We start from the raw sequence: 13,334 nt of genomic DNA, 5'->3' as shown, positions 1-13,334 counted from the left end.
CCATGTTTAAACACGTTAATAGCGTGGAAAAAATTATGATTAAACATGAACAGTCACCAATCCCACAGGAGGTAAAAAAATGAGAAGGCTAAAAGGAATTGTTATGGCATTGGTACTTGGTTTATTGCTTGTAATAGGAATATCACCAAACCAGGCTTCTGCTGCCTGTAATGGACACGGTTTTGTAAATGAGTTCACTGAGGCTTATGATTGGCCTGGGGGAAATGTCATTGATGTGTATTTGCCCGGAGAAGACATATTCGTACATGGAAATATGTTAGATAATGGATGGACTTATAGGTGGAATGGAGGTGGGTTTATTCAGAATACAGATTTCTGGTATTTTTCATGTGAAGGCACCCCTTAATAAAAGTATTTTTGATGATAGGAAAATTTGATCGCCTAAAATTCATTTACTTTTGGTATTTCAAAATTTCAGATAATTGAAGTGATATTTATTGTTCAAGAAAAGGGCGCAATTCTTCAGCAAGAATTGTGCTTTTTCTTTATGTTTAACGGCCAAACAATAACACAAACCTATTGCCTTTGTTCACCTATCCTTAAAACCGTAGAAAGCCAACCGCATTAACTCATATAGACCCGAAAAAGCTGTGCGCTGTAAAACCGAGAGTTGTTGCATTGATTGTTTCTAAACTGTCCAATTGTCGGGGGACAAGAACATGGTCCCATTGAAAGTCGCTATTGTACCGATTGCCGTAAAGGACAAGAACATGAACCGATTACCGATTAGATAAGTATCTAACTATGTTCAATGCAATATCATTAAGCTAACGGGCAGGATAATGATAATTCTGTATAGAAGAATTCACGGTAACCTTAAAAAGAAGGTAGGAGCTAAATATGCAGAATATGAACAATCAACATCTTCAGACCGCTAATAACGTATACATTGAAGGCATTCAGTATACAGAGATCCCTGTTTTCGATTTGGAAAAGGCGGTTGATTGGTATTGTGGAAAACTGGGTGCAAAACTTGGACTACTTAACAATGAACTTGCATTCGTAGATTTCTCTATGGGTCCTAGTTTATTTTTAGTCAAGACAAATGATGACACTTCAGCCACATTCATGGTAAATGGTCAAGACCATTACACAATCGGATTTCGTGTTAAGGACATTCAAGGATTTCATAATTTTCTATCACAACTCGATACGAAAGTAAGTCCTATTGTTGTTGAAGGACATGGAAGCTTCTTTACGTTTTACGATCCTTTTGGAAATATGTTTGACGTTCATCAACCACCACAATAAATTCGTAAATATCCCGAAGTTCTTTCTTATCTTTAACTAGCAGGATACGTTTGAATGGAGCTGCTTTACGCCGGCTCCATTTGCATTATTGAAGTAACGGGACAAGATAGTGCAATATGCAACAATAAAGGCAGCGATCACCAAGATCAGCTGCCTTTGCTCAACAAACTGGCAGATTTCTTTTAATTACAATATTGATGTTCGATATGTATAAGCTCTCCTACAATGCCCAACGATACTTTTTTATTTATATCGAAACTTTACCTATACACGTAATAAGACCGCATGTTACCATATTAATACCGTCCTAAAATTTACCAGAACCGGAGGTATCTTAATATATGAACATCAACTTGCAAGATTGGATTCAGGGCGCCGATTTGGTCAGCATTCAAAAGGCGATGACTACGGGCGAATGTACCTCCGAAGCCCTCGTTCTTGCATATATCGAAAGAATTCATAGGTATAATCCTTTGATCAATGCCGTATTAGAGATTAATCCAGATGCGCTTGAAATCGCAAGGAATCTTGACTTTCAGCTAAAAACAACAGGTAGTCGGGGGCCCCTTCACGGAATTCCAATCCTGCTCAAGGATAACATCAATACGCACGACCGAATGCATACGAGCGCTGGTTCAATTGCATTGGCTGAGTCGTTTGCTCCTGAAGATTCGTTTATAGCCGCAAAACTCCGCGCTGCCGGCGCAGTTCTTCTAGGTAAGGCAAATATGACCGAGTGGTCGAATTTTATGTCCAGCCGTATGCCTGCTGGTTACAGTTCTAGGGGTGGATATGTGTTGAATCCATATGGACCTGGTAAGCTCTTCGTCAGCGGGTCAAGTTCAGGATCGGCTGCAGCCCTAGCGGCGGACCTGGCAGCAGCAGCGATAGGAACAGAAACCGCAGGTTCGATTATTGGACCGGCCAGCCAACATCTTCTTGTCGGAATAAAACCTACTGTAGGGCTTACGAGCCGCAGCGGCATAATCCCAATCTCCATAAGTCAGGATACACCAGGGCCAATTTCCAAGACAGTCACTGATGCAGCGATTCTACTCGGGGCAATCGTCGGTTTTGACGAAAACGATAAGGCAACATGGACTAGCTCCCATCGTACTTTTCATGACTATACAACTTATCTCGATCGAGACTTTCTGCGTAAAGCTCGAATTGGGATACCCAGACATTACTATCGGTCATTGGATGAAGAAAGACTTTCAATCATGGAATCCGCCATCAATGTTCTACGTGAGCAAGGTGCTACAGTTATCGATCCTGTGGATCTCTATCTGGAACAGCATCCATGGAACAATGATGTTATCTGCTACGAATTTAAAACAGGCCTGAATCACTATTTATCGAAGTTGAACTCGGATATGCCCGTGCATTCTCTTCAAGAACTGATTGCTTATAATCAGAAGCACGCTGCTTCCTCATTGAAGTTTGGCCAAGATAATCTGATTCGCTCGGAACAAAATGCGCTAAACGAGACAACCTATCAACTTAAACGTCAAGAATCCAACCATCCGGCTGTAGCGCAAGGGATTGACTATGCACTCGATCAACACGGCTTAGATGCATTAATGCTACCCGGTGACATTGATGGTATGTACATTGCTGCCAGGTTAGGATATCCCCTTATTACGGTGCCCGCCGGTTATTCAGCAAAAGGAACAATTGATGCGGATGGCGATTCGACGCAGGGTCCGTTTGGTGTTGTCTTTTCCGGTAGGGCTTTCAGTGAGCCCACGTTAATCAGTATCGCCTATAGTTTTGAGCAGGCAACACTTTTTCGTCGTCCGCCAGATCTGGGCGAATTGGATGTAGTCACTGTTTCGTAATGATAGCATTAGACTTAACAACTACGTATTGACCATTTCTTTGCAGGGACCTAACCATCGTGATTACGCTAACGGGACACGATAGCCGAAGGCAGCCACCCAACAGTGAACTGCACCTGGGTTCGCTCTCGGGATCAAATCCCATGGGCAGAAACGTTCGATCTCCGGCCATCTCAATCTTATGACCACACAAAAAGGAGGTCGACCAGTAAGTTCTGGTGACCTCATTATACGAACAGGTAGGATAGTGTAACAATGCATTATATTTATGATAAGAGTCACCGATATCAACGGCAAGTTTTAAGGCCATCCTTCCCCGGATGGCCGTTTCTTTTTATAACGAATAACTTTACTACAATCATATTCTTGCATCGCTACACAGTAACACGAACTATGTACGCCTGGAGTAATACGGAGGTGGGTGGGGAATGTTATCAAGTTCTTGTCATTAATGTTATCAAGTTCTTGTCATCTGTCGGGGGACAAGAACATGATCCCATAGAAAGTCGCTAATTTAGCGGCTTTTTTGTTTTATCGGTACAAGTTCTTGTCCCGAGCCAAGGACAAGAACTTGTACCGATTGCCGTAATGGACAAGAACATGAGCCGATTACCGATTAGATAAATAAACGAAAAAGACTGATGAATATGATTTAATGTTTTTTTCAGAAAAAATCAGTATTTCCGAGCAATTAGTCAGTACATTCAATTTTTTTGTAACTTTGTTTGCTTTATTGGTGTTTACTAAAGTGTAGGAAATAACTTTCATGCAAGAAGAGGATCGTAAATCATATTGAGAAGTGAACGTACACATGGTTAAATTACTCATCCTATACGGTTTTCTTTCTCCGGTCTAACATTCAAAGATGAAGGACTAGAAAGTGAAAAGGTTTTGTTTATCGGAACAAGTTCTTATCCCTGGAAGTGAAAAGGACGGGACGAACGTTTACAGAGTGAAGAGTTAGAAAGGAGTGAAAAATGTGAGGGTGTATTCTAAAGGCATGAGAAAATTGATTGGTCTGGTTATTATCGTTTGTGTAGTAGGAGGTGTACTGGGGTACCAAAGCACATTTGCTAAAAGCACGAATAATCAAAGCCCCGCAATTTTTCCTAACTATCCTGAAAATGAAAATGGGCAGACATACGGTTCTGTTAAAGAAGCCACCTCCGTTGAATTGCTACCTGACTTAATCCATATGGGAAGTATAAATGACATTGCGGGATATGTGCTGAAAAAAGATTATCTCGGTGAACTTAGTCGTAATGTTCCACTGTATGATGTTGATGGAGTAAACATAATTGGTTCTTTTCATATTGGAGCTAAGAATATGAACTATCCTAAAAATAAAAACGGACAGACATACGGTTCTTCCGCAGATGCTGCTTCTCCAGAAACAGAACCTGAATTAATCAGCGCAATAGGTGTAGATGGCACTGCAGGATATGTGTTGAAAAAAGATTTAGACGGTGAACAACCAAAGTCACCTCAGGATGCCATTGCGATACAGAACAGTAGATCACCAGGTGGTCGCGCTATCCCTCTGTATGATGTTGAAGGTGCAACCGTAATTGGTGTGTTTCATGTTGGAGGAAAATAATAATAAAGTATGCCCAGTGTTAAACTAACGGGCAGGGTAGTTCTATAATTTACGAATACTCTAAATATGGAATTATTTATGAAGTTGGTAGACAAGACGTTATACGAAATTTTTGGAAATCCTATCTAACTGAGGGAGAGATCATGAGAAGTAGAATAATCCGAATAGCAGTTCTTATTGCTTTGGTAGGTATTATTTATTTATATGGAGATAATCAAAGATCTTTTCCGACTCCATTAGAAGCTATTTATCATGAAACGGAAGATAAGGAATGGATCGCTGTTAAAGAAGTATTTTCCAGTTCGAAAGTAAATAATCATGCGGATTATTTTTATATAACTAAGTCGGATAATATTGTGGCTGTTCAATTATCTAAAGGATTGTTTGGTTGGAGATTTGATTCCTTTATTACTGGTGGATTAAATATAAACCATAAGATTTCAGAACCAATCAATGGATATACTAGAGCTGGTGATCTCGTATTTGGATTAGCAACTGAACAAGTTGATAGAATTGAAGTTAATAACATTCAGGCAATATTAATACCTTTAGATTTTTATATCCAAAGTAAAGAAATCAAAGGTAAGAAGTTATGGTATGTTCATATTAAGACTAATACCGGTGAGATTTTTGGGATTCGTGCTTATGACAAATCGAATAAAAAACTATATGATAATCCTTAGAAGCAATAACTTCGTCTAACAGAGAGTTCATAATAGATACGGCTAAAAGCTGTCGAGGGACAAGAACATGGTCCCATTGAAGTCGCTATTTTAGCGACTTTTTTATTTTATCGGTACAAGTTCTTGTCCCAAGCCAAGGACAAGAACTTATACCGATTACCGGAATGGACAATAACATAGTCCGATTGCCGATTAGATGTATATCTAAACGTTGAGCATATTACTTAACTCCCGCCATTAAGTACCTTAACACATGAAAATGTTCAAATTGTTTTAGACCAACTGACACGATGAGAGGTTAGACACCGGAAGCTATGTATTAAAAAAGCGAAATATCGGACTGAAACTAACTGTTGAGGACAAGAACTTGTACCGATTGCCGAAATGGACAAGAACATGTTCTCATTTACGATTAGGTATATATCTAATTAGTATTCTGCTTAGCCGATTCTCACGATCAGCTACCGCTTTCTGTTGAGGTAACGAAGGGTAAGCTACATCTGTCAGATAACTAGGACTCATGCAACTGCCCGGACTCCTTGTGACGCAAATTAACGAATAACAAGGACAATGCAAATAACGTGAGGATAATCCCAAGTACTCGAAATCCCTCGAAGCTGAAGTTATCTCCCATTACGCTGCTAATGAGTAATGAAGAGAGAATGGTTCCCAGGTATCTTGAGGTATTAAATATTCCAGATGCTACACCTATAATTTCTTTTGGTGAACTTTTGAATAAGGCCGCTTGCATAGCGACACTGTTTAACCCGTTGCTAATGCCGAATGCAGCTAAAGCCAGACACACACTGATAACCGGTGAAGTCTGATCCAGTGTCATGATCACGATCCATACGGACCCAAATGTCATCAGCATTCCGGACATAAGCAATGCTGGTCGATGTCCTGATTTATCGATCCATCGTCCTGCCATTGGAGAAGCAACGAGCGAGCACAAGCCTAAGCTTAGCATGAGCATCCCGGTATGGAACTCGCTGACATGACGTACGATTTGCAAGTAGGACGGAAGCCCGAAAAAGAGAGAGTAAAAAAGCAAGTTAACGACCATGAATTCGACATTGACCCAAGTCATTGCAGGATATTTAGCGAATGTGCGTAAAGGAATAAAGGGGGCCTTCGCTTTTAACTCATGTCGCACGAAAGCTCCCAGTCCAACGAAGCCAATCAGCCCGACAATAACGTTACTAAATGAAATTTGACCAGATGATTTTGCGGACAATACTCCAACGAGCAGAGCAACCAGACCCACGGTGAATAGCAGAACTCCTGGCGCATCAATCAAATCAGACCATTTGCGAAAGGACATGTTGCGAGCAACGGATGTCGTAGACGGATCATCCTTAGGAATATGCCTCCAAGCTAATAGAAAGCTTGTCACCACGAACGGAATATTAACCAAAAAAATAGCAGGCCAGCTCCACCAGTGAATGATGACCCCGCCAATGAAGGGGCCAACCGCTGCCGCTCCGGATAGGAATATGGACAAGACTGACAGTGCAGTTGCTTGTTTCTCCCTAATATGAATTCGCACAATGGCCATTCCAACTGCAACCATCATGCTTGTTCCGATGGATTGTACAATGCGGAACACGATGAGCCAACCAAAGTTTAGCGATAGTGGAGCTAATAATGATGCAACGAAGGATACAACAAGTCCGCTAAGAAATATCCTCCTCCGACCGAATAAATCGCTGGCTTTTCCCATGATCGGTTGAGCGATAGCACTCGCAATGTAGAACGAAAAAATAATCCAGGATACCACTGTAAAGTCGAGATGGAACACATTTTGTAGCCTTGGAATAGCAACTGAAACCATTGAAGAATTCAATGGGTTCAATAGAATCCCTAGTCCAACGGAGATCATCAACCACCTATTGCGAATACTCATTTTTATCCCTCCGATCTGTATGTTAGTGTCATCATCGTACTTGAAATCATTTATTTATTCCAATGCATTTTATGTTATGATTTCATTGACTCAAGGGAATGAAAGGAGAGTGTGAAATGGAACTTCTTCAACTGAAATATTTTCTCGAGGTAGCTCGTTTGGAACATATGACTGAAGCAGCACGAAGTCTGCATGTCACTCAATCGTCACTAAGCAAAACGATTGGGCGCTTGGAGGAGGATTTGGGGGTCCCGTTATTCGATCGAATAGGGAGGAAACTGCGATTGAATGAGTTTGGAAGCAGATTCTATCGCCGTGCTGAAAGGGCGTTGTTTGAATTGGAACAGGGGAAGCAGGAGATTAGCGATGTGTCCAGCCAAGAACATAGCACACTCGAATTGGCGGTGACCACCGCAAGCACATTGCCTCAGATCCTTCGAGAGTTTCGGAACAAGCGTCCCGATATCCAATTTCATGTGCAAATGCTCACCACGCAGGAAATGGTTACGCTTCTTCATAGAGGAGAGGTTGATTTTTGCTTGTCCTCACCTCCTATAAAAGGGGAAGACATTGAATGTCAAATCATGTTCATCGACCCGATTCTTGTAGCTGTTCCCACAGGGCATCGGCTTGCTAACCGAAACAGCATATCTTTGACTGAGCTAAGGGATGAATGTTTTGTTGGTGTAAAAAGAGGCTACGGTACTCGTGATCTGGTGGATTCTATATGCAAATCGGTTGGATTTGTACCTACATATGTGTATGAGGGTGACGAACCTGCAAGGCTAAGTTCTCTAGTAGAAGCGGGAATTGGCATAGCCTTTATACCAAGTACGGCAAGGTATTCTGGGGAACATATCAAATATCTCAAAGTAGAGAATCATGAATTGGTACGGGAGATAGCTTTGTTATGGCATAGGAGTCGGTACATTTCGCGGGCTGCTCTCGAATTCCGTGAGGTAGTTGTGGAATATTTCGGGACGATATCCAAACAGACAAATTAATTATCCTTCTTAAACCCAGAGAATGTTGGGCGACAAAAACATAGTCCCATTGAAAGTCGCTATTTTAGCGGCTTTTTTTGTTGTATCGGTACAAGTTCTTGTCCAGTGCCAAGTATAAGAACTTGTACCGATTGCCTTAAAGGACAAAATAATAGGCCGATTTTCGATTAGATAAGCATCTGATTACTGCTGAGTTTCAGTGGGTTCGTTACCTCGCCGCGAGAATAAATAAATCGTTAAAATCCTAAAGAAAAGTAGAAATTGTATGGTAAAATGTCGTTTTTGATTGATGTATCAAGGATGATAATCCATTAAAGTGGTAGATATCATATGATGGTGAGTATTCACCGGACAATTAGAGGAGGTTATCATTTGGATAATCATGATTTGGTACAACGACAACTATGGTTTGTGAATCAGAGACTTGGGATGTTTATTCACTTTAATAGTGCTACATTTCAGTTTGCTGAAACGGAAATTAAGGATTGGGAATACGGGCATGAGAATCATGATGAACCTCGCAGATTCCCATTTGATCCAAAACTCTGGAATCCTGAGCAGTTGGACTGTGCGCAATGGGCGAAAGCGGCTAGATCCGCGGGGATGAAATTCGCTGCACTGACAGCAAAGCATCATGAAGGATTCAGCTTGTGGCCTACCCGATATACGGAGCATTGCATCCGTAATGCAACCGACAAAAGAGATGTCGTCAAAGAATATCTTGATGCATTTAGGGAGGAAGGTATTAATGCGGGTCTTTATTTCTCTATGCTAGACTTGCATCATCAAATCGGTCGAAAAAAATGCACAGCGGAAGATAAGCGGTTCATTAAAAATCAAATCGAAGAATTGCTGACAAACTATGGCGAACTTCCGTTTTTGATCATTGACGGATGGAACGCCCATTGGGGAGGCCCTAATTATGAGGACCTTCCGTTTGAAGAAATTAATGAACTCGTGAAAAGTTTGCAGCCTCAGTGCTTATTGATGAATATTAGCTGTGAATCGACTTTGGATCATACAGATATCGTTTTTTATGAAAATGCTGCTGGGCAAGAAATTGAAGAATCCTTTGTAGGTCCTGGTGCGAGCTGCAATATCTTAACTGAAACGTGGTTTTGGAGAGCTTCGGATACGAAAATGGAACTCAAAACCACTGATTGGGTATTGGATAAAGTACAGGATGCGAACAACCATAACGTGTCATTTTTATTAAATGGAGCTCCAGATCAGCGCGGCTTGTTTGATGCGAATGTGTTAGAACGTTTTAAAGAAATCGGAAAACGATATCGTCATCCGGTGGAACTCCAAAGTATTCCAGCAAACTGGCTGATTAGAAAATAACTTGATCATTATTAACGAAGCACACAGCTTAAAAAAGCGCTTGACCATTGAATGGTAGCAGCGCTTTTTTCAATTGGGAGGACGTTTATTCTTGTGTTAATCCACTCGAAATACCTGATACCGCTTCCGGTACTCTCCAGGTGTAAACGAAGTTTGGCGTTTGAATAGGCGCGTAAAATAATTGTTGTCACGGAATCCGCATTGTTCACCGACTTGGATTAAAGGTATTTCTGAATTCGCTAGTAGCTGTTTAGCACGTTCGATCTGGAGACGATGCCTGTATTGCAGAGGACTCATTCCCAAATACTGTTTCAGACAGCGCGCCAAATAATCGAAGTGGTAATGCAGGTCGTTCTCCATCTGTACGGAATCAAAAGGATCTTCTAAGCAATCTGCCAAATAGGAGGCAACTTTCTCCCCAAGTAAAAGGGATCGGGCCTGTGGGCTGCTTTTTTTCATGCTGCTTTGAATTTCAATGAGGAATCGGCCAAATAAAATTTGCAGCTCGTAGGAGCGGTATGCTGAAAGGATGCTGTGCACTTTTATCATTTCCTTCAGAAGGGGGACGACCGTACGCAAATCTATCCCGGTAAATTTGGGGATGTACACCATGCCTGGAGGAGCCTCGGTATCCTGGTCCGTCCTGTTCAGCAGAGGCTGCTGCCAATTGTTTTTATCGACTAGCACAGGCTTCGACAATAGCGGATATTCAAAATGAATCCAATACACCTCCGTATTGGTATCGGTTGGGCGATAGCCGCGATGCATTTTTCCAGGCTCAAGCACCAATACCATGCCTTTTTTGATTTCATATTGAATGCCGTTTTCCTCCATATAGAGTGTGCCACTGACGCAAATAATAATGTCAAAAACATCAAATTGACGCCTTGCATGGACAATTCCCGGCGGCCATAAGGTATGGCCGACCGTGGCTAGCAGGGGGAATGGGGGCACTTTCAGCTCAAGCACTAGCATTATCAATCACCTACAAAATTGGATGTAGAGATTGTACTATAATAAAGGCGCATTGTCAGCATCATCAAGGTCATCCATACAATAGTCAGTCATTGCACCAATTAAAGATTTTAATGAGGCAATTGGAAGCCTAATTATTGTATAAAGGAGACTATGATTATGAATCTTAACCGATTGATTGATATGAACAATTGGTACATCTAATAGCCCTCCCAATAGGTGTAATTTACCAATTATGTGGAACTTACAATATTCTGTCATGTTGCTGTAATGGACATAAGTTGTGATGCACGATATATAAGCTATCGGGAAACGAAAGTGCAATAACTAGGGAGCAGAACGCCGCGCGGCAGGCTGCTCCCTGTTTTCATAGATTCTCTGGGCACCCTATTCCCAAATGTCAATATATCTCTATCTTAGTAGCGAGATAATCCGTTACGCTTTGCTTATCAAGGAACGCACACCATTGACGATTAAGGCGATGGAGAACACAATCACAGATATGATGCCTACTGTGTCAAGTACAGGTTCCAGGCTTGACAGTAATTCCGAAACTGGGACGTAAATTAGGCCGAAACCACCAATGACTCCGCCGAGATAGCTAAGAAACTTAGACATAGCGTCTTCACCTCCTCTATTAATAATACTTAGCTTATGCATGCAAGATCGGTAATGCGATAGACAAATAAATGTTTAATATTTTAGAACGCGATAGGAGCCCTACAATCTAAAACGAATAAATGGTTCACGAGAGTTATTGCTAACCGGCAGGGAAGCCAATACAATGAGGTTGTGAACAACCGACAAGTGGGTGGAACCATGAGATCCTTTTCGATAAGCAAAAAGATTATCGTTATGTTTGTCATTCTATGCATACTACTGACAGGGGTGGGATTTTACTGGTATCGCATGACCACGCTGACGATTCAGGACAACACAATGAAATGAGCCGACAAATTACGAATCAAATGAGCAGCCGCGTGGATACATATTTTACGGAAATGGTTAAACTGACGAAGTGCCGTATGAGCGACGAGGGGCGGTTTGAGTCAGATTGGAGAACCGTATCACATGTCGAGGGACAAAAACATGGTCCCATATAAAGTCGCTAAAATAGCGGCTTTGTTTGTTTTATCGGTACAAGTTCTTGTCCCGAGTCGAGGACAAGAACTTGTACCGATTGCCGTAATGGACAAGAACATGAGCCGATTACCGATTAGATAAGTATCTAACTATGTTCCCATGCATTTTCATTAAGCTAACGGGCAGTTTAGTTCAATAAATTCACGAATACTCTACATATGGAATTATTTACGAAGTTCGTAGATAAGACGTTATATGAAAGATCGGCCCAGAATACCATTGTGGAAGCTAATCAATCGCCCCGTCCATGGGGCTGAAGTTATTGTTGTATTTATTTTCCATAAGTGTTATGTTAAAAACATAAAGCCAACTAATTCAGTTGGAATTGACATTGGCGGAGGGATAACTTTGTCTAGAATTGCAAAGAACCTTACAGATCTTATAGGTAATACCCCATTATTAGAGCTAACCAACTTTTCGCTGAAGCATCAACTTGAGAGAAAAATCATTGCTAAATTGGAGTACTTTAATCCTGCTGGAAGTGTTAAAGACAGAATTGGATTCGCTATGATTAAAGACGCTGAAGAAAAAGGATATATAAATAAGGATTCAGTAATAATAGAACCTACCAGTGGGAACACTGGCGTGGGTCTTGCCTTTGCTGCAGCAGCTTTAGGATATAGATTAATGATTACTCTTCCTGAGAGTTTTAGTGTCGAACGTAGAAAGCTTTTAACTGCTTTAGGTGCAGAATTAATTCTAACCCCTGCCCAGGAAGGCATGTCCGGTGCAATCAAGAAGGCCGAAGAGATAGCTGCTACAATTCCTAATTCATATATACCTCAGCAATTTAATAATCCAGCTAACCCAGAAATACATAAGAAAACAACTGCTGAAGAAATCTGGAGAGATACAGATGGAGACATTGATATATTCATCGGTGGTGTTGGCACAGGAGGAACAATTTCTGGAGTTGGAGAAGTACTAAAGGCAAGAAAGCCTACAGTAAGGATTATTGCAGTTGAACCCTTTGATTCGCCGGTTCTCTCTGGAGGAAACAAAGGAGTACATAAGATCCAAGGAATCGGAGCAGGATTCGTACCAGATAATTTTAATAGATCAGTAGTAGATGAGATTATTCAAGTAAAAAATGAAGATGCCTTTGAAACTACAAGGCAGTTAGCGAAAAGCGAAGGATTACTGGTAGGGATTTCCTCGGGTGCTGCCGCATTTGTTGCATTACAAATTGCTAGAAGACCAGAAAATAAAGATAAAAAAATTGTTATACTACTTCCAGATACAGGCGAGCGATATCTCTCAATAAATGCTCTCTTTCCAGAAGCATAAGCCATAGAACAGAGCAGCTACAGTTAGAATGTAGCTGCTTAATATTTTTATGTGGGTCGACATCGTGTCTTAATTCGAGGAAGTGGGCCGATCCATCATATAACACCGTATTCACGCTTCGGCAGACAAGCTGCCTCGGTCCGTACCGAAGTTAGAAGAGGTTTCAAGGAGGCAATTACAGTAGCAAGGAAGCGGAATCTGCCGGACACACCCGCACCACCCAACCGCATCGCGGCCAGTCACTTCGCTCCTTTAGGGTGGTGGGGCGTCGTGAATACAAGA

Annotated in this window: 12 protein-coding genes; 9 read left to right on the top strand and 3 right to left on the bottom strand. The window is 41.4% G+C overall.

The window, feature by feature from the left end:
* Positions 1-79 precede the first annotated feature (79 nt).
* The 6 genes from MHH48_RS17300 (at position 80) to MHH48_RS17275 (ending at position 5,393) form a co-directional block, all read left to right on the top strand.
* Positions 80-367, top strand: a complete 288-nt coding sequence (locus MHH48_RS17300) for a hypothetical protein (protein WP_076323481.1) — start codon at positions 80-82, stop codon at positions 365-367.
* A gap of 494 nt (positions 368-861) precedes the next feature.
* Positions 862-1,272 (top strand): VOC family protein, encoded by a 411-nt coding sequence (locus tag MHH48_RS17295; RefSeq protein WP_083659710.1) that lies wholly within the window; start codon positions 862-864, stop codon positions 1,270-1,272.
* Positions 1,273-1,326: 54 nt separating this feature from the next.
* Positions 1,327-1,458: a hypothetical protein gene (locus MHH48_RS17290; RefSeq protein ID WP_256720600.1), complete on the top strand. Its 132-nt coding sequence runs from the start codon at positions 1,327-1,329 to the stop codon at positions 1,456-1,458.
* Between the two features lie 155 nt (positions 1,459-1,613).
* Positions 1,614-3,113 carry an amidase family protein gene (locus MHH48_RS17285; RefSeq protein WP_076323480.1) on the top strand — a complete coding sequence of 500 codons (1,500 nt, stop codon included), beginning with the start codon at positions 1,614-1,616 and terminating at the stop codon, positions 3,111-3,113.
* Between the two features lie 1,000 nt (positions 3,114-4,113).
* Positions 4,114-4,710 carry a hypothetical protein gene (locus tag MHH48_RS17280; protein WP_144023470.1) on the top strand — a complete coding sequence of 199 codons (597 nt, stop codon included), beginning with the start codon at positions 4,114-4,116 and terminating at the stop codon, positions 4,708-4,710.
* 143 nt (positions 4,711-4,853) lie between these two features.
* Positions 4,854-5,393, top strand: a complete 540-nt coding sequence (locus MHH48_RS17275; protein WP_076323478.1) for a hypothetical protein — start codon at positions 4,854-4,856, stop codon at positions 5,391-5,393.
* A gap of 511 nt (positions 5,394-5,904) precedes the next feature.
* Here MHH48_RS17275 and MHH48_RS17270 read toward each other — a convergent pair.
* Positions 5,905-7,299: an MFS transporter gene (locus MHH48_RS17270; protein ID WP_076323477.1), complete on the bottom strand. Its 1,395-nt coding sequence runs from the start codon at positions 7,297-7,299 to the stop codon at positions 5,905-5,907.
* 116 nt (positions 7,300-7,415) lie between these two features.
* Between MHH48_RS17270 and MHH48_RS17265 the strand changes: the two genes are divergently transcribed.
* A complete protein-coding gene (locus tag MHH48_RS17265) occupies positions 7,416-8,303 on the top strand; it encodes a LysR family transcriptional regulator (protein ID WP_076323476.1) in 888 nt (295 codons plus the stop codon).
* Positions 8,304-8,675: 372 nt separating this feature from the next.
* On the top strand, positions 8,676-9,647 hold the full coding sequence (locus MHH48_RS17260; RefSeq protein WP_015735330.1) for an alpha-L-fucosidase: 972 nt from the start codon (positions 8,676-8,678) through the stop codon (positions 9,645-9,647).
* A gap of 96 nt (positions 9,648-9,743) precedes the next feature.
* Here MHH48_RS17260 and MHH48_RS17255 read toward each other — a convergent pair whose 3' ends face one another.
* Together MHH48_RS17255 and MHH48_RS17250 are read right to left on the bottom strand one after the other, a co-directional pair.
* Positions 9,744-10,622, bottom strand: a complete 879-nt coding sequence (locus tag MHH48_RS17255; RefSeq protein WP_076323475.1) for an AraC family transcriptional regulator — start codon at positions 10,620-10,622, stop codon at positions 9,744-9,746.
* Positions 10,623-11,057: 435 nt separating this feature from the next.
* Positions 11,058-11,240: a hypothetical protein gene (locus MHH48_RS17250; RefSeq protein ID WP_015735329.1), complete on the bottom strand. Its 183-nt coding sequence runs from the start codon at positions 11,238-11,240 to the stop codon at positions 11,058-11,060.
* Positions 11,241-12,113: 873 nt separating this feature from the next.
* Here MHH48_RS17250 and cysK point away from each other — a divergent pair.
* Positions 12,114-13,052, top strand: a complete 939-nt coding sequence (gene cysK, locus MHH48_RS17245) for a cysteine synthase A (RefSeq protein WP_076323474.1) — start codon at positions 12,114-12,116, stop codon at positions 13,050-13,052.
* The last annotated feature ends 282 nt before the right edge of the window (positions 13,053-13,334 follow it).

The sequence above is a fragment of the Paenibacillus sp. FSL F4-0100 genome, assembly GCF_037993005.1.
Lineage (GTDB): Bacteria > Bacillota > Bacilli > Paenibacillales > Paenibacillaceae > Paenibacillus_AQ.
Note: the sequence above shows the minus strand (reverse complement) of the source record. Positions and strands in the feature narration are given on the sequence as shown.

Excerpts from the sequence above, each read along its gene's own strand:
- MHH48_RS17300 (WP_076323481.1), top strand. The coding sequence starts at position 80 with ATGAGAAGGCTAAAAGGAATTGTTATGGCATTGGTACTTGGTTTATTG.
- MHH48_RS17295 (WP_083659710.1), top strand. The coding sequence starts at position 862 with ATGCAGAATATGAACAATCAACATCTTCAGACCGCTAATAACGTATAC.
- MHH48_RS17290 (WP_256720600.1), top strand. The coding sequence starts at position 1,327 with ATGGAGCTGCTTTACGCCGGCTCCATTTGCATTATTGAAGTAACGGGA.
- MHH48_RS17285 (WP_076323480.1), top strand. The coding sequence starts at position 1,614 with ATGAACATCAACTTGCAAGATTGGATTCAGGGCGCCGATTTGGTCAGC.
- MHH48_RS17280 (WP_144023470.1), top strand. The coding sequence starts at position 4,114 with ATGAGAAAATTGATTGGTCTGGTTATTATCGTTTGTGTAGTAGGAGGT.
- MHH48_RS17275 (WP_076323478.1), top strand. The coding sequence starts at position 4,854 with ATGAGAAGTAGAATAATCCGAATAGCAGTTCTTATTGCTTTGGTAGGT.
- MHH48_RS17270 (WP_076323477.1), bottom strand. The coding sequence starts at position 7,299 with ATGAGTATTCGCAATAGGTGGTTGATGATCTCCGTTGGACTAGGGATT.
- MHH48_RS17265 (WP_076323476.1), top strand. The coding sequence starts at position 7,416 with ATGGAACTTCTTCAACTGAAATATTTTCTCGAGGTAGCTCGTTTGGAA.
- MHH48_RS17255 (WP_076323475.1), bottom strand. The coding sequence starts at position 10,622 with ATGCTAGTGCTTGAGCTGAAAGTGCCCCCATTCCCCCTGCTAGCCACG.
- MHH48_RS17250 (WP_015735329.1), bottom strand. The coding sequence starts at position 11,240 with ATGTCTAAGTTTCTTAGCTATCTCGGCGGAGTCATTGGTGGTTTCGGC.